Here is an 18255-nt window from a genome sequence, read left to right as displayed (position 1 = left end):
TCTGCTGTTCCCGTTTTTCGTATCCAATCATTTATTTGTTCTTCTTAGCTTTCGCATCAAATGTGTATGTAAACCTAAGGTTTGCATAGTGGTGAATATAGTTTATCGAAGATTCACTGCGCTGATATGCCGAGTAGTCGCTTTCGTACCAGATGTCCTTGTTGAAGATGTCATCAACATATAGCGACAGCCTGCATTTGTTCTTGCAGAAACCATAGCTGATGCTTGCTTGCGACATAAGTTTGTGTCCGTTCATTGCTGAAGTGGCATAGCCCGAACGATAATCGTCAGACAATCGTATATACAGTTCGAACGGCGAGAGATGGAGCGTAGCTTCTATTCCAGCGCTGTTATATAGCGGACTGGTGTTGTACGAAGTGTCTTCGTAGCGGTAGCGGTTCCACTGCAAACGGTTGAACAGCGTCAGCTGCACCTTCTCTGCTTCATACGAAAACTCTATGTTCTCGTCAATGCCAAGGCGCTTCTGCAGGTTGAGGTCGGGAATGGCGTTGGGATCGACGTTGTCAACAATCGTAAGGAATCCGTACGACTTCGACGTGAGCAACGCAAACTTGTTCATCAGTCGGAAGTAAACGCCCAAACCCTGGTCGTAGTTGAATCCGAACTTCCACATGTCGCCACCTTTCACATTCATCGGCTTCGACTCATACACACCCGTAGAGGAGTTGTAGCGATAGAGTGTGGCAACGGGATTGATGTCCTTGATGTACGATGCGCTCAGTCCCATCACTATCTGCTTGCGCAGCCACATGCGGTGATAGTTATACGTAGTGGTGTGTCTGTGCGAATTGCGCAGCAATGGGTTACCTGTAGATATTGCGAGCGGGTCGATGGTGTTGCGGTAGGCGAAAGTGCTGACGAGGTCGGGCACAGTGGTGGTGTAGGCAAACGAGAGATCCATATTGCGCATACGGCTCATCTTCCACTTCAAGAATATCGACGGCTCGTAGGTCTGGCTCGTACGCACGGCTGTAGTGTCGAGCGGTCCGTAGCGGTAGTCGGTATTCTCACGATAGACGTTCCAGCTGAACTTAGGCATAATCATCAGAGCCTTCACCGGTGTGATGGTCGACTTCAACGTCAGTTGGTTAGTCCACTTGTGCATAAGATAGCTCATAGCGTTTGTAGGGTCGAGCGTTGTAGGTGTGCCGCCTACTACGTTCTGCTCGTTGTTGTCGGTGAAGAAATCGCGTGTGGTGCGTGTGCGTGAATAGGTCACGTTGTCGAGAATGTTGACATACACCTTCTTGCCAAACCAATAGTCGAACGAAGCACCAAGACGTGTGCTAAGATTATGGTTGCTGCGGTCGTAATACTGCCATACTGTCTCGCTTCGCTTTTCGCGCAGATACTCCAGATTGCGGTTGATGTGTGTGTCCTCATTGGCTCCATTGATGTTGGTGTAGCCTTGCAGAGAGAACGAGCCTTTCTTGCCGAGGAAGTGCTTCCACGTATAATCGATGTTGATGCCACGTGTCTGCTGTTCGGAAGACTGATAGTTGCGGTTGCGTGTGATGAGTCGTTCGTAGAGTGCGTCGCCGGGCTTGGCGGCAAGAGCAGCATTGAGCGAATGATATTCAAACTGGTTTGGCTCATAGCCATACGAGGCACCCTTGTACTCATCGGTGTTTCGGATTTTCTCGTATGTAGCCTTCACGTTCACACTGATAGTGTTCAGCGAGTCGGTGTAGGCAAAGAGACGTGCCTGCATCTGTGGGGTTATTTTATGTTTGTAGCGATAGCTTTCTGACACGGCAAACGTGCGTTCCTGGTTGGGGAAGAAGGTCTCTGTAGACTTTCCTATTGTGTTCCAACCGTCGCTGTGTCCCATATTTGCACTGATGTCAAAACTGTTGTTGTCGAATTTGTCAGCACCCTTAGTCTGCCAGTTGTGCTGATAGTTGTACGATCCGTATTGGCTCTTGCCGTCGCCATCGATATTAGCGTTCATTGAAGAGTTCATGGTTCTGTCAATATAGCGGTTGGCATTGTTGGCCTGTGCATAAACCATCTGCGGGTCGTGGTCGCTCAGCTTGCTGGCGGTGACATTAAACATGTAGCGCTTTTTGGTCTGATATTGCGCCTCAACATTGCCATACCACTTGTCAAGAAAACCTGGCTTCACCTGAATATCGAGCACATGGTCTTCATCGCCTTCATCCTTGCCTGTATGTCGAGCCAGTTCCGACTTGCGGTCGTACAGCTTCAGCTTGCCTGCCACCTCGGCTGGCAACTGACCTATAATCTGGTCGCCACCAAACAAGTTCTTGCCATTCATCATCAAGCGTATGGGTTTGTTGTTCCAGTAGAGTTTGCCGTCACGGTTCTCCACTCCTGGCAACTTTTTGATGAGTTCGTCGAGACGTGCCCCCTCCTTCAGCTTGAATGCTTCGGGATTGAACACAATAGTGTCGCCCGACATTGTGATGCGAGGCATCTTTGCCGTCACCTCCACATCCTTCAGCATAAGGGCAGTAGGCTGAAGCTTTATGATGCCAAGGTCGGTAGTGTCATTCACTTCTTTACCGTAAGCATAGTCCACCTTACGCGCATTCTTATATCCAATCATGCTGAACGTGAACATGATGCGACCCTCCCAACTTGCGTTGAGAAAGAAGCAGCCAGTGCTGTCGGTCTCAGCCTGATTCTGCATCGACCATCCTGGCTGTGGATTAATCTCGCTTCGTATTGTCGCTCCAATAAGTATCTCGCCCGTCTCGGCATTAACTATCTTACCCTTGAACGTGTCGGCATGACAAACTGTCGACTGCACAAGGCAGAGCAATAACACAACAAAAAGTTTCTTTAATACGTTTTCCATACGTTGATTATTTTAAATTTGGTGTCAATTCTGACGTTTTGATTATATAACGTATTAAAGCATTATTTATGAACAGTATTAACCTATTTTAACAACAGCCGACTAATTTTTCTATCAATTGCAATATCTCACTGCTGACATTATTGTCATTAGCGCCATGCTTGCAATATCTTACAACGCCATCCTTATCTACAACAATGGTCAATGGATAGCCCTCATTGCCCACTCTTTTTGTGAAATACGTGTCATTGGCAATGTGCGTCCAATTAAAGCCTTCCTTCTCAGTGATTTGCTTCACCTTATCAACATTCTCGAAATTGGCAGAAACGAACTGCACATCAGGATATTTGTCTTTCCATGCTGAGAGCATTGGCATCTCCCTTCGACACGGTCCGCAACCGGAATACCACACATTTATAACCGTTACACGACCTTTCAATCCATCCTTGGTCCATGTCTTGCCATCAATATCTTTCTCAGAGAAGTCATCCGGCAGAGCCTTGCCAACTATAAACTTCTCTACATCAGTTGAACTGATAAGCCTTTTCATCTTTTCAAAGTTCTGCACTCCTTCCTCAAGTTGCTCACCATTAAGCACCTTTTCAAAAGGAATCTCATACTTCTTTATCGACTGCGGCACCTTGAAGTCGTCGCCCACTAAGAGATTGACAACCCGATTTCCGTCCTTATCAGCAAGAGCCATTATCGAACTGCTAATTTTAAAGGCCTCATCCATCGGCAATTCCTTAGAGAAATAATGTCTCCCAATTCTATACATTGGCACTACCTTGTCCTGTGCCATCATCTGAGATGCAACACACAACAACAAACCAAGCAGTAATAAAATCTTTTTCATACGTTGATTGTGTTTTATATCCTACCATTCATTATAGCAAGCATCACTTTGTCTTGACAATACAAATATCATGCGTCTTGCCCACTTCCCCATAGTCCATAGCTGCCTTTGAGCCACGCTTCAGCACAACGACATTTGAGATTTTAGATGGTGCAATGTCTTTCACTTCCTGAGACGTTGCAGGTTTTCCATCTACAACATACGAGACATTATCCTTGCTTGCCTTGGTGAAGATTTTCAGCACACCATTCTTCCCTTTCTCTCTGTAGGCGTTGGCTACGTCCGACCCTGGCTTGTACACATTAATAGAATTTATATCGCCAGGCTTAATATAGCTGATAGAGCCACTGTATTCCTTACCATCCACAACAATCAAAGGCTTGGAATTAAGCATGTCAAAGTTTGTCACTTCCACCTCTCTCTTACCTGCCTTCTCCAACTTATTGAGATTGTTTCCATTTGCCAAAGTATCCTTTGTGATGTAATGCAATTTGGTAGAAACTTTATACGGTCGGTTTCTCAGACTATCAGGCAATATTTCATCAGTATGTATACTGTAAACATCCCCTTTGTCGTCTTTTATCACATTAAACGACAAGATTTTCTTTCCCGTGAGTTGTGAACCGTCGAAATTCTCAACCTTCTCGCCATTAATGATAAAGACGTTTTCTTGCGCATACGATGCTGTTGCCACAAAGAGCGCAATAAATGTAAGGACAAAAAACTTTTTCATAAGTATAATATTTTAAGTTGTTTATTATTTCTATTGAGAGCTATAGGTTTTAATTGAGTGCAATAAGCTGACTGCTCAACTCATCGTCAGAACATGAGACAATGAAGGAGGCAGACGTTCCATCATCATAACATTTGGTCACAATGTTTGCCTCACCCACTTTTCTTATCTCATAACTTTCCACCTGTTCGTTTGGTAATGTTACTGTAGCGATGATATTATCAACTCTATTGACTACACTTGGTTCGACTGTAGGCAATCGCTTTTTGGTCAATCGCTTGGATTGAGTCTTCCTTTGAGTGTTATTATCAACCCTTTCCTCTGTAGACTTTTCTATTATGTCAGTATCATGTGTCTTGACAATGCCCACATCACATTTTACCTCGTCTGCCTTTTTCGGTTTTTCTACAGCAACCATATTGTCTACATCAGAAGTATTGCCTGTAAAAGCTGCCCATGGTCGGATAGCAACGAATGCCACTACTACTGCTGCACATGCAGCAACAGCCACCCAACGCCATACATGTGATGTATGTTTTGGCAGTATATGCGCTGCAGAGGGTTCAACAGCCACATCAGATGTGAGCATTGCATCAAGCTCCGCATTGCTGAAGTTGTATTCATCAGTCTTGAAACTACAAAACATCTCCTTATATACTTGCCATTCCGCAGGAATATCATCAGCTGTATCGAAGTATTCTGCAAGCTGCTGTTCCTCAAGTTCTGTAGTCAGACCATCAACAAACTTGCCCAACAGTCGTTCTATATATTCTCTTGAGTATTTCATTGTTTTGCCTTTTTAAGATTCTTAATAAGTTCTGTTCGTGCCTTGCTTATCATTCCACGCACCGAGCTTTCCGTAGTACCGAGTATACGTGCAATATCTGCATACGGCATATTCTCGACGTTGCGCATCCGTATAATGGCACGATGCCTGTCGCTAAGTGCTCTGATACTCTGTTTCAGCATACGGTCACTCTCTTTAATTTCCAGTTGGTTGTGCGGATTGTCAGCATTAGCCACATATCCAACCTTCTCTATCTGCACATTACACCTTGCGTCACGAAGCATGTTAAGCGATACATTTCTACACACAACCGAAGCCATGTGCTGCATCTTTGTAGCATCCGCTATACGCTCACGTGCAGTCCACAGTTTCAAGAGAGTTTCCTGAACAGCATCCTCAGCGTCAGAGCCATTACCAAGATAGTGCATAGCCTGCTTGAGCAAACCATCGCGCAGACTCTCTGCACCATTCACAAACTCTTGTATTTCCACGTCATTTCTTTCTATTTGTTTTTACATTAATAATAACACAAGAGTTATTATTTCGCTACGCAAAACTAATATTTTTTATCATAAATCTCGATTATTATTAGTAAATTTGCCACATATAATATATAGTCACAGTCGTCAACCCGTAAATACTTTTCCATTATGAGATATCTTGACCCCAAAGCCGACCTTACTTTCAAGAAGATATTCGGCGAACATAAGGATTTGCTCATCAGTCTTCTTAATGCTCTGTTGCCATTGGCTGACGACGAGCAGATAGAGAGTGTGGAGTATCTCTCGCCCGAACTTGTGCCCGACACTTATGTAGGCAAGAACAGTATAGTAGATGTGAGATGCCGCGACGTGAAGAACCGTCAGTTTATTGTCGAGATGCAGATGCTGTGGACAGAAGCTTTCAAGCAGCGCGTGCTGTTTAACGCTTCCAAGGCCTTTGTGCGCCAACTTGACAAAAAGCGCAAGTATGAATTGCTTCAACCAGTCTACTCGCTCAATCTTGTAAACGAAATCTTCATAAAGGAATACCCCGATGAGTTTATACACAACTATAATGTGGTGCACGAGTTGCATAGCAACGAGATTATCGACGGACTGCATTTCACATTCGTAGAGCTTCCCAAGTTTCAGGCTCATTCCATAAAAGAAAAGAAAATGGCTGTGCTGTGGCTTAGGTTCCTTACAGAAATTGACGAACAGACAAAGGAAGTGCCGCAAGAACTCTTGGACAATCCAGAAACCTCAAAGGCATTGAAAACTGTAGAGGAATCTGCTATGTCGAAAGACGAGCTGCTTGCCTACGAGGACTTTTGGGACAAACTTGGCGCAGAACGCCTGCTGTTTGTTGATTCCAATAGGAGAAGCATGGAGGAAGGCAGAGAGGAAGGACGCAAAGAGGGAAGAGAAGAAGGACGCAAAGAGGGAGTAAAAGAGGGTCGTGCTGATGTGGCAAGAAATCTATTAAGCATAGGAATGACATTAGAAGACATTGCCAAAGTTACCGGGCTGGAGATACAAGATATTGAACAGCTGAATAATTAAGAAGACAATAACAGTTTCACAACAAAATATTAAAACCACAAGGCTATGGAGATGCAAGAGATAAGAAAGTATCCAGTTGGCATGCAGACCTTCGATAAGATACGCGAAGGAAACTACGTGTATATAGACAAGACAAAATACATTGTGAAGATGATGAAAAACGGTTCGCAATATTTGTTTCTGAGTCGCCCACGGCGATTCGGCAAGTCTCTTTTTGTCTCAACTCTTAAGGCTTATTTCGAGGGACGCAAGGAACTGTTTGACGGCCTTGCTATAGCAGACTATGAGAATGAGTGGGTGAAGCATCCTGTGCTGCACTTCGACATGAGCACAGCAAAGCACATGGATGAGAAAGGTCTTCTTAGCGAATTGAATCTTAAACTTCAGGAATATGAAAAGATATACGGACGTGAGGATGGAGCGGAAAATCCCAACCAACGTCTGCAATATCTTGTAATGCGCGCTTGCGAACAAACTGGACAGAAGGTTGTTCTTCTTATTGACGAATACGATGCTCCGTTGCTTGACGTGGTACACGAGAAAGACAACTTGCAAACATTACGCCGCATAATGCAGAATTTCTATAGTCCGATAAAGGCGCTCGATCCTTACCTTAAGTTTGTATTTATTACCGGCATCACCAAATTCTCTCAACTAAGCATCTTCAGCGAGCTTAACAACCTCGACAACATAAGCATGTACGACCATTACTCTGCTATCTGCGGCATAAGCAAGACAGAACTGCTTACGCAGATGAAGCCAGATGTAGAATTGCTTGCCAAAGCCAATGGCGTAACATTTGAAGAAATGGTGGCTGAGCTTACAGATTTTTACGATGGCTATCATTTCAGCGAACATGCAGAGGATGTCTTCAATCCGTTTAGCCTTGTCAAGGCTTTGCGAAACAAGAAGGTTGCTGCCTACTGGTTCAGTTCGGGTACACCGAGTTATCTGATAAAGACTTTACAGAAATATCATGTGGGCGTGATGGACATAGAGAAGAAAAGCGCATCTATTGACGACTTTGACGTTTCGCCAGAACAGATGACTTCTGCCTTACCACTTCTCTATCAGAGCGGTTATCTCACCATAAAGAAGTATAACCCAATACTACAGAAGTACCAGCTTGACTTTCCTAACAAGGAGGTGCGCATAGGTATGGTCAAGTCGCTTGCGCCTAACTATCTGTCGCCAATACAGCTGGACAACAACGGCTTCGTTTTTGATTTTCTGGAGAATCTGTTAGACAACAATATGGATGGGGCTTTGCAGAAGATGCAGGCGTATTTGGCAAGCATATCCAATCAATTGTCAAACAAGAACGAGCGCGACTTCCAAACCGTGTTCTATCTCATCTTTAATCTTATGGGAGCCTATATCAAGGTGGAGGAATGTAGCGCAATAGGCAGAGCAGATGCCGTGCTGCACTTGCCTGACGCCATATACGTGATGGAACTAAAGTATGACGGTTCTGCCGACGCTGCCCTGCAACAAATCAACGACAAGGGTTATCTTATTCCGTCGGCAGAAGGCAAGCGACTGATAAAGGTCGGCGTGAACTACGACAGCCTTAAACGAACGATTGGAGAATGGAGAATCGTGGAAGAGTAAAAAATCGCCACTATCTCTCTGAATACTTGTCAAAATAAGTTCTTACCCACAGTTGTCAAGGCCCTGTTCGTACAATAGAAAATCTGATACGAAAACTATGAGTAGGGCCATTATGATAGCCTTTCTCTAATTTGAGGCGATCAACATTACTTGGACAAGCCAAGCGGCTCAGGATTTTGCCATGTCAGAGGATTCACTTAATTTAGTGTTGCTGTAATAATCAAACAAAACCTCATCAGGCATGGCAAAAATACAAATAAAATCCAAGAAACTCACATCTTTTGGTGGTATATTTCCAATTATGGAGAAATTCGACAGGATGTTGTGTCATACAATAGACTCTACTTTAGGTTTGCGTAGCAAAGTGTATGGCTATCAATATAGCGAGATAATCCGTTCTCTGATGTGTGTATATTTCTGTGGAGGGTCATGTGTCGAGCGATAAAGGAACTGACGATAGAAAAAATGTCGAGTTCTATAACCTTCGTGGAGGAAAAGACGAGACATGGACTTTTATATTGAACATGAGGCTATTGCATCATTGCCATAGCCTCATGTCGCATTATACAAAAAAGTGTCACGAAGGTCATGAAGGTCATGAAGAAATTTGGAATCTAACAAGCACGGAAAAGCATGTTTATCTATTAAGTACAGATTTTATTCCATACGCAATAGCATCAACATCCTCTGTCGTGTTGTATTTTCCTAACGAAATTCTGATTGTTCCTTTTGCCAAGACTTCATCAATTCCTACCGCTTTCAAAACATGCGAAATTTGCGTCTCCTTACTATCACACGCAGAACCAGTTGACACAATAATTCCTTTTAGATCAAGACAATGCATTAGTGCTTCGCCTCCAATTTCAGTAAAAGACAAACTGATATTTCCGGCTATATGATTGTCTGAACCATTATGAACATATTTAACGCCAAATGTATTCAGAGAATCTATTAATCGTTTTTCCAAACAACTCAAATGCTCCATGTTATGATTCATTTGAGCGGTATTCTCTTCCAAGGCAGTAGCCATACCAACAATCGATGCTATGTTTTCTGTACCAGCCCGACATCCAAACTCTTGGGCACCTCCCTTTATAAGAGAAGGCCACTCTATACCCTTTCTTAGATAAAGAAAACCTATGCCCTTAGGACCATTGAATTTATGTGCAGAAGCTGACAACATATCAATTCCCATACTATGAACACTTATTGGCGTGTGACCAACAGCCTGTACGGCATCAGTATGAAACAACCATCCTTTCTCATGCGCAGTCGCAGCCAATTCAGCCACTGGTTGTATCGTTCCTATTTCATTATTAGCGAACATCACAGACAATAATCCATTTGGCAAAGACATCATCCGTTTGGCCTCAGCAACAGAAATCAAACCATCACAAGAGACAGACAAATAAACGACATCACAACCATCCTTAAAAGCCTGCTCGCAAGGACGTAGCATTGCATGATGCTCTATTGAAGAAGTGACTATTGGCATATTATTCTTTCTCGCCCCTTCAACTACCCAATTATCACTTTCCGTTCCGCAAGAAGTGAAAAAAATCTCTTCAGGCAAAGCTCCAATACATTCGGCTATAGTTTCTCTTGCTTGCTTCAAGGCTCTTTTGGGTGAACGTGCAAAAGAATAAGGTTGAGACGCATTGCCGTACTCATATGAGAGGTATGGCAACATTCTCTCATAGGCTTTTTGGCTCAAACGCGTTGTAGCAGCATTGTCGGCATAAACAATAGTTTTCATTACCTTTTATTTAATTGAAAAGTTTGCAACCTTCTTCCTTAAACTCTTCTATCTTATCAAGTATGTCCTGCACCTCACAACCAAGATAATCAGCCAAGCAATCCATACAATAGAACGTATTGACATTCTCATCTATTAGTTTCTTGTTAATGCCTATGGTATCCTTGTCGAGATTTTTTTTCCCACAAGCTATGCAATTATATTTCTTACTCATAATCACGAATTGTAAATGTCGGGACGTTTTTCCCTTTATACTGTAAATCAATCATACCCATCTGTTTGACGATAATCTGGCGCATCTTTCTGGCAGGAGTCAAACAATAAGTGTTAAACTCAGACGGTTTAATGTCAGAGGCATTGCGCACATTGGGAAACAGCAGTTTCATATAAGCTGTAGCTATGCGCTTTATCGCCTCCGTGTCTCGCGTGTCAGCATTAGAAGGATATTCCACAATTCTGTCCACGATGGCACGATAGGAAATATCATCACGCAACAGGTGCATGATAGTTGAGAAATACTCAGAATTCAAAGCCCAACCTGAAATCTTCAAGCCCTCATTCATTCGAGGAATATTCCATCCCTTCACAAAGCCATGAATACGATCCATCAACGCACTCGTTCTAAAGAGAGAAGGTAAATCTTCAAACATATTTTGGTATTCATCCATCTTCTCCTCGTCAATATTGCCAAGCATCACAAAACCAGCGTCTGCAACATCGTCCTTATCGCCTATCTTGACCGTTCCCTGTTCCATATATCCCTGTAGAGTCTGTGTCATTTCATTTATGTTGTCAAACTCAACTTTCTGTATCTCGTCAAAAGCTATATAGTCATGATAGAACACAAGACCTTCTTCACGACGTGCCAAATCATAGAAGAGTTTTGCACGCGTCATTTTTCCTGCGGACAAATAGCCATAACGGCTGACACCACCATAAAGATACGACTTGCCAGTGCCTTTCGGAGCAAGTTCTATAAGGTTCAGTCGTTTTTCCACAAAGGGTAGCAAACGTGTCAACATAGATAGTTTCTGGTGTTCGTTCTCATATCCTGAGGCATTATAGTCAATAGCACCGAGAAGAACATCTATCCATTCATGCACCGAAAACTCCTTTCTTACATCTTTATAATAGTCAACATCAATCTCGTAAGGACAGAAGTTCTGGAAACTAAGGAGTTTTATTTTGCCCTTTATCTTGCCTTCCGGATAACGATAGCCCAGTTCCACAACTCCCCATGTCTCTTTAGCTTTCACCAATTCGTCCTTGCAATCATCCCACACGTTGGAATCTATTATTGTCTCCTTGTTGCCAAGTCCAAAGTCAGGCAAAGCAAACGACACCTCATGAGTTGTGATATTTATGTCAACAGATATTCGCGTAAGTAATTTCACACGTTCATTTTCTACGACTATGCGATTCTTAATGCCTATCCACTCTGTCTTAGACGGTATGTAAGTTCTCACGAAATCTGTAACCTCTTCAACATCAAACTTACCGTCTTCGTTCTCAAACATCTTGAGAAGCCAGTCGCGAAGAAACGATGGGAGCTTTAAGTCCTTGAAGAAATTGCTTTCCTTCAAATCCTTAAACACTACCATATCATCGAAATATTCTTTAAGTTTACTTTCCATACTTCCTTTTTTTAAAAGAATTTACGTTCAGAAGCTCCCTCTTTCTTTACCTCAAATTCCAAGTCTTTAGCAATAATAGCCTCATCCTTGTAAACATCAAACCTGTATTTTCCTGCAGTCTTAACTTCTGGCATTTCCGCCATATACTGATAATCGACATCTGTCATAGTCAAAACATAATACACGCCATTCACGGAGATAACCAGGTCTTCGGACTTCACATCAACAAACAGTCGGAGTTTTGCCTTTTTCTTGAAGCTCACCATTATTGGCTTATTGTCAGTTAGTCTGCAAGTTATGACCTTGTTTGTCTTTCTTACTGTAATCACAGGCACAGCCACCTCTTCAATTGTTGCTCCACCATGCACCTCAACAGAAGCTTTTCGTCCGCCACGAAATCTGTCATAATTAGCAAGACACCAAAAGCAATTTTCTTCAGCGGCAAATTGTGGTTTCTCATCAATATCGGTCTTTGGGCAGCAGCGTCCAGAATGCACGCCCTTTTCCGACATTTCCCATTTGTTCTCAGTTTCGGATATTACTGCAAGACGCGATGTGCCATGATCGGAAATGACATAAGCAGTTTGTTCTTTCTGCAAAGTCTTCAGTTGTTCAACAAGTTCGTTCAATATGTCAAGCTCCTTAACAATATGGATTGGCAATTTTGTTGTTTCATAATTATATGATTCAACACCACCATGCTTCAATTCGTCAAGTTCCTTACGACTATAAACCTTACAACCGGCATCATCAAACTCATCAACAAACTCCTTATTGTAAGAAGTTATTGATGGTAAATCGCATCGCGAGATGTCTGCATACAAGTCAAGCTCTGCCTCATAACATTTGTTTTGAATAAATGCCATATACTCAGCTCCCATTGCATCAATAAAATACAAGACAGTTTCTTCGGCCTTCTTATTCAATTTATCAATATACAATGACCGTGGTTGCAAAAGAACATTATAATCTCTTTTGACAGACTGTTCCTGCACCATTTCTCTCATTTCGTCAGTAATGCAATTTGTCAGTTTACAATATTTATACAATGAGAAGTACCTATTAAGATAATTTTTTTTGTAATTGTATGGTTTGAGATATTTAGCCAAATCAGAGTAGACAACCAACAAAACATTATTTAATGTCTCCATGGAATATTTGTACTTGGCAATTAATTCCACAACCATTTCCTTTTCTCGTCTGGTGTTATCGGTCAGATAGTATATGCCCTTATCTTGCTTCTCATACACTTGCTTGCAATAACAATCCAATTCGTCGGTATACTCCCTCATCTTTGAGATGATGTATTTTCGCTCTTCATACAGATGAGAGAAGTCGGAATTATTAACAGAGAAATCCAGCAAAGCATCAAACGACTTGGTTATGAAATCCTTGAATGTCTGTGATTTTGACACAACATACGACAAGTAATCATTCCCCTTAGCTCCACTTATACGCAAAGCAAGAAAATAGTACCAACGTTTCATCTTATCAAAGTCTGCGAAGCCACTTATAGCATTGGCAAGGTTTTGCTCTCCGCCAAATTTCGAAATCACAAATTCGCTCCAAGTATCAAAAGTATCACCCAACTCCTTTAGCAAGCAAGCCCATTGCTCGTCTGTGCCCAATTCTTTGTCAATGTAGCAGAATTCAGCAAAACGCTCCTTCAGAACTTGATATTCCGATGAATACTCTTCTATATCATACATTGAGTTGGGAAATTCATTCTTTGCCTTGTTTGTTATAATGCTGACAACACCATCCTCGTTGTCCTCAAGAATATTCACAAGCTTAGAAAGATTGTTTATACCCTTTATAGAAACGGGTACAGAATTTGACAGTTTGGGACGCACAAAGCAAAGTGTTATGGACAATGTCTTTTCACCATCAACAATAGATATTTTTCCAGAAGACGCAAAACGCGAATCCATCCTGCAAAGCACATCCAAACAATCAAGTGTGAGAACTACAAGTTTTCCACGACACGACAAATCAAGCATAGACCTAAGACTACTCTGTAAGGTTTTCTCCCCTTGCAATCTAAGGTAAAACGACAAACCTGTGAGAAAAATCATACCATCCATAGTGGACAAACTGTATAGCAGCTTGTCCATTACTGGTAGGCTTTCTTCCTTACAAAACAAAGAAGCGTCCTTTAGAAGATTAATGCTATCACCGACATTATAATGCTTCACCAACTTATTGTAGACTTGCACATTTGGCAAGTCTACAATAATGGGCTGGTGTTTGTCTGATTCTTTGTATTTATCTATTCTCTGTATTACTTCTTCGTATTTCATAACTATGAAGGATTAGTTGTTTTTAATAATCTGAATTCCCACTTTCATGTTGTTTCTAATCAGTTCCTTCAGATATTTCTTCACTCCATCAGCATCCATCGAATCTATCTTCTGAATAGCCATCTCACAGCCTGTAGAGTTATACCTTGACTCGGCATACTTCTCGATGAGTTTTTGCACCTGAGGATTGCCTATCCAATTGTATGCTTTTTCAGTACAATGGCTGGCTATATAGCTGCGAACCTCATCCACATCCGAAAGCAGCACATCCATATCGCCAAGAAGTCTTGCTTTGAAAGCCTTGTTTCTGGCATTTATGTCGTTAAGTTCATCCCAATAGGCGAATTTAACAAGATATGTCAAGGCCTTGTCTATATCCTTGTCGGATGGATTAGGGTTGTTGACAATCCCAAATACAGTACGACACTCTGCCATATCCATATCAGATACCATCGCCAATATAGGCATCTTATAAACATCGCTCCAATTACTTGGCGATTCAGTACCTGTCTTTTCCTTCCATATGTTCTTCAAGCGGATGGAACCGAGTTCCTTTCGGTATTGAGTGACAACATTTTCCACCATATTACAATACGTGGCATTGTCTATGCAGAAACATCCACCTTGTATTTTGGCAAAAACCTTCTCCTTGTCTGCGTCATTAAGATTCTGAAGATAGAAGTCACAAGACTTGCAGAACAATTCAAACTGAGAAGTGTAGAATGTATTGAACATATCGCCAAAGTCCTCTATCTGCTCAAGGAACAACTGCTTCTTGCCTTCCTGCAATGAGCCTTGTGTCTTAACATCTTTCAAGAGTCCAAGCAACGGTTGCAAGTCGTCCACATCATTCTTGATGGTTTCATAAGAAATCTTTATGTTGTCCGTTTTCTCTTTCCAACCCCAAATTGCCTCCTTAAAACTCTTGCAAGAACCAAGCAACTTGCCAGTAGCCTCGGTTATTCTATATTCAAGAATCACGGCATCTATCTGCTGATCAACAGTCTCACGCTTCCATACCCAATTAGCCTCGCCTGCATCGAATTTCCTCTTCAAGCAATTGATATATTGTCCATTGTCGCCTATTGCCTGTGCCAACTTTGGCAATTCGCCTTCCTTGTAGCGGTCGAGGTATTTCAACATTCCCTTTTTGCAATTCTCTTCAGTAAGAAGTGAACACAAATCTTCTGCTGCATTTGGATTAGCTATATAAATACGACCAATAGTATTAGCAATATCTGTATCTGACTTTTCGGTTGTATTGTTTGCCAAATCTTGATAACCGTCGACAAGGCTTCTTACAACACTCTCAGATGTTTTCAATTCCACACCACGAAGAATCTCAACTACTGTCCATATCGGGAAATACAGACTTTGCTTCATCTTTCCACGTATACGGTCGCGGGCAGTCTCCACAGAAGAGCAACTTGCCTTAGCTATGTCGAATGCCATTGACGTACCCTCAATGAAAGCCTTTTCCTCTGGAGTCATTGTCACAATGAACTGTTCGCGATAACGTTGGTCGGTGGTGTTGCCGTTCTTTACGACTTTCTCAACCATATCTTTCATCTTTTCCAACGTCATGCTGTCGCTTGAAAGTCCATCACTCCAAGAATACTTATCGTCTACATATTCCTTCAGAAGGAAACCTATGAAAAATGCTGTCAGATTGCAAGGCAAAAAACCGTATGGAGCTACCTCCAAGAATTCGTATATTGTACGAATCGAGATTCTTCCTTCCCTCTCCATTATTCCATCCACATACTCCTTGAGTGCTATTTTAATACGCGAGATTGGGTCGGTTGGATGATCTATCCAATAAGTAGGATTGCTCCATGCATCTGCAAGCATATCGCTCAATCTACCCTTAGTAGTAATGTTTGTAAGTGTTCCTGACAACTTACGTTCTATTCCGTTTTCAGTTGCTTTTGCAAGTGAGTTAGACAGCCACCAAGGGCTTTTGGACGCATAGTTGCACTCCAAAGACAATGGGAAACGCTTTCGGTCGAATGTGCGCAATTCTTCCCCTAAGGCATCCATACTGTTGAATGTCTCTCCCATAGGATTGTCCTTTGTATAAAGAACAAACTGTCCTTTACATATATTATTGCGCCATTCCGTCAAGACACCGTTGGCGTATTGATTATATTGTACAGCCTGTGCTTTGTCCTTACCAGTATAATAAGAAGAAGTGGCCATATTTGTCACCCACTCCTCAAACTTTTCCTCTGTAAGCGGTGTCTTGCCCAGATCTATAAATATAACCTCGCTATCAGAGTTCTTCTCGCGCATATCTTTTATCTTCTTAACCATGGATATGCTCTCGTTTGTAGTCTTCGAGAAGCATGCCACAATATAGAAGTGGCGAGGATTGTCAGCTGCGTTGTTGATACTCTTCTTTGCAACTATATCAAAATCGGTGCAAGCTGCATATTCCACCTTGAAACGCAGACGCAAATCCTGCGGTATATCTATAGTATCTTCAAACAGTTCTCCCTTTATAAGGTTGCTTGTAGTGCGACCTTCAAACTCCGCCTTCTTCTTGTTAATCTGATCGGTATCCATTTCACCCATAAGAACAGAGTAAAGAAAGGAGCCATCTTTAAGGTTCTTCTTGAAGATTATCTTGTCGCGTACAAGTTTCTCTGCACATTTCACAGCCTGTCCATCCTCCAAATCAGAGCCTTCAAACGAAAGATTGAGGTTCTTCTCATTTGGCAAGAATATTTCTACCTGATCTCCTGCGCTCAATGACATGGCTTGGAACAACAATACAGCCTTCAAAACCTTCCGCTCTTCATCATCCAGATCTTTCGATATACTTGAATAACGGTCGAGTATCTGCCTTATGTTCAATGACAGGTCGTTCTTGCCATTATCATAAAAGAATCCCCACAGCATGTCAACGGTCAAGAAAGGATTCTCACTATACGGACCGTAATTGTCTATATACCATTGGAAACCCATCAACTCGTCATTGCCACCATTCTTTATAAAGTCGAACATACTGCGCTGATTGCTTGCGAACGAAGCTGAGATATGTTTCAGCAAACACGCCGCATATGGATGTATAGGCAGAATACCACGCAACTCCTTGTCGTCAATACCTGCGCTTTGCTTTATACGTTTGCGCGACTCTTTAGTACGTTCCTCAAGGTCGAACAGAACATCGCCCCAATCCTTGCTTACAACAGGATCGTCAACAACCTGCATGGCAGCACCCATCAATTGAAAAGCCATGTTCTCAGGCAATTCAATAATACAAGTCGGCTTTATGAAGCGACCAAGGATTTTTGGCTTATCCGAATCAGCATCGTCAATGCCAGCCTCACTACGATGGGTTACTGGTATGAAGCAAAATGGCTCTGTTTGGCTGAAATCAAGAATACGCTGGAAGCCGGTAAGACGGTGGGCGTTATTGCTGAAATACTCCGTAAACTCATCCCATATAAACACAAGTGCCTTCAAGTTGTTGGCATGAATAATCTCTGTTATCCAATCAACCATCTTATAGCTGTCGAGTGTGAAAACCTTGATGTTTTTTTCGTTTGCCACACGGAATATCTTGTTCATAAGCGACAACAAAGGTTGACCTGTGTATTCTTTAAGACAATTCACAATATCATCAACGCTGTCGCCTGCAAATAATTCCTTGTAACTGCCCTGCACATACACACCAAAACTCTGTTTATTCTCATTGTCTGAGAGATATTCTATAATACCTTCTTTTAGAGCATTGGGACCAGCGTTGGTTATTCCTGCTTCAGATAACGCATTCTCTATACTTTCCTGCATGGCAAGAAATAAATCGTTATCGCTATGAATCTCTGAGGAACCATAACGATGCACAGTAACAACACGTCCTTGGGACTTTACAGCAAGCAACTTGTTGCAAAGGTCCTGATCAAGACTGAATTGTTTAAAGTAAGCCTCAACTTCATCATTTGAAGCATCAAGCAGATGTTTAAGTGTAAGTACGGCATGAGATTTTCCCGTACCGTAAGCACCTTCCACCCAAATATTAAGTTTCTGCTTGCGCTCCAAAACATTAACCATCTGTTTTATCAACTTTACAAAAGTCTCATGTGGATAGTATTTCTTCCAAAGATCAGGCTCCTTCTTTATTACATCCTCGTTGACTGCGGGAAAGTAGTCGGGGTCTATATTAAAAAATTTGCGATAGATTTCCATA

General features: G+C 42.1%; 12 protein-coding genes and 1 pseudogene. 3 read left to right on the top strand and 10 right to left on the bottom strand.

Features of this window, described 5'->3' with window-relative positions; translation table 11 throughout:
* Positions 1 to 31: 31 nt before the first annotated feature.
* The 5 genes from I6E38_RS03255 to I6E38_RS03235 all read right to left on the bottom strand — a co-directional run bounded on the left by I6E38_RS03255 (position 32) and on the right by I6E38_RS03235 (position 5709).
* Complete coding sequence (locus I6E38_RS03255; RefSeq protein ID WP_235392655.1) at positions 32 to 2842, bottom strand: outer membrane beta-barrel protein; 2811 nt, start codon at positions 2840 to 2842, stop codon at positions 32 to 34.
* Positions 2843 to 2930: 88 nt separating this feature from the next.
* Entirely contained in the window at positions 2931 to 3698 is a 768-nt protein-coding gene (locus I6E38_RS03250) for a TlpA family protein disulfide reductase (RefSeq protein ID WP_235392654.1), read from the bottom strand.
* 43 nt (positions 3699 to 3741) lie between these two features.
* Positions 3742 to 4431, bottom strand: coding sequence for a hypothetical protein (locus tag I6E38_RS03245; protein ID WP_235392653.1), 690 nt, complete (start codon positions 4429 to 4431; stop codon positions 3742 to 3744).
* Positions 4432 to 4480: 49 nt separating this feature from the next.
* The gene (locus tag I6E38_RS03240) at positions 4481 to 5218 is read right to left on the bottom strand and encodes a hypothetical protein (RefSeq protein WP_235392652.1); all 738 of its coding nucleotides are present in this window, start codon (positions 5216 to 5218) and stop codon (positions 4481 to 4483) included.
* Positions 5215 to 5709: an RNA polymerase sigma factor gene (locus I6E38_RS03235; RefSeq protein ID WP_235392651.1), complete on the bottom strand. Its 495-nt coding sequence runs from the start codon at positions 5707 to 5709 to the stop codon at positions 5215 to 5217. Before I6E38_RS03235 ends, I6E38_RS03240 begins: the two co-directional genes overlap by 4 nt.
* 159 nt (positions 5710 to 5868) lie before the next feature.
* On the opposite strand from I6E38_RS03235, the gene I6E38_RS03230 reads away from it, so the two are divergent.
* The 3 genes and pseudogenes from I6E38_RS03230 to I6E38_RS03220 all read left to right on the top strand — a co-directional run.
* Complete coding sequence (locus I6E38_RS03230; RefSeq protein ID WP_235392650.1) at positions 5869 to 6762, top strand: Rpn family recombination-promoting nuclease/putative transposase; 894 nt, start codon at positions 5869 to 5871, stop codon at positions 6760 to 6762.
* A 51-nt stretch (positions 6763 to 6813) separates the two neighbouring features.
* A complete protein-coding gene (locus tag I6E38_RS03225; RefSeq protein WP_235392649.1) occupies positions 6814 to 8373 on the top strand; it encodes an ATP-binding protein in 1560 nt (519 codons plus the stop codon).
* Between the two features lie 241 nt (positions 8374 to 8614).
* A pseudogene (locus tag I6E38_RS03220) lies at positions 8615 to 8812 on the top strand (IS1380 family transposase); the annotation flags it as partial.
* 198 nt (positions 8813 to 9010) lie between these two features.
* Here the strand turns inward: I6E38_RS03220 and I6E38_RS03215 are convergent.
* The 5 genes from I6E38_RS03215 to I6E38_RS03195 are packed head-to-tail and all read right to left on the bottom strand — an operon-like array spanning position 9011 to position 18254.
* The gene (locus tag I6E38_RS03215; RefSeq protein WP_235392648.1) at positions 9011 to 10129 is read right to left on the bottom strand and encodes a cysteine desulfurase family protein; all 1119 of its coding nucleotides are present in this window, start codon (positions 10127 to 10129) and stop codon (positions 9011 to 9013) included.
* A 10-nt stretch (positions 10130 to 10139) separates the two neighbouring features.
* Complete coding sequence (locus I6E38_RS03210; protein WP_235392647.1) at positions 10140 to 10343, bottom strand: hypothetical protein; 204 nt, start codon at positions 10341 to 10343, stop codon at positions 10140 to 10142.
* Positions 10336 to 11763 carry a BREX system Lon protease-like protein BrxL gene (gene brxL, locus I6E38_RS03205; protein ID WP_235392646.1) on the bottom strand — a complete coding sequence of 476 codons (1428 nt, stop codon included), beginning with the start codon at positions 11761 to 11763 and terminating at the stop codon, positions 10336 to 10338. Before brxL ends, I6E38_RS03210 begins: the two co-directional genes overlap by 8 nt.
* 11 nt (positions 11764 to 11774) lie before the next feature.
* Positions 11775 to 14063 carry a BREX-4 system phosphatase PglZ gene (pglZ, locus tag I6E38_RS03200; RefSeq protein ID WP_235392645.1) on the bottom strand — a complete coding sequence of 763 codons (2289 nt, stop codon included), beginning with the start codon at positions 14061 to 14063 and terminating at the stop codon, positions 11775 to 11777.
* Positions 14064 to 14075: 12 nt separating this feature from the next.
* The gene (locus I6E38_RS03195) at positions 14076 to 18254 is read right to left on the bottom strand and encodes a hypothetical protein (protein WP_235392644.1); all 4179 of its coding nucleotides are present in this window, start codon (positions 18252 to 18254) and stop codon (positions 14076 to 14078) included.
* Between the last annotated feature and the right edge of the window lies 1 nt (position 18255).

Source organism: Leyella stercorea (assembly GCF_021531355.1).
GTDB lineage: Bacteria > Bacteroidota > Bacteroidia > Bacteroidales > Bacteroidaceae > Prevotella.
The sequence above is the reverse complement of the archived record's forward strand: the minus strand, read 5'-3'. Positions and strand labels throughout refer to the sequence as shown.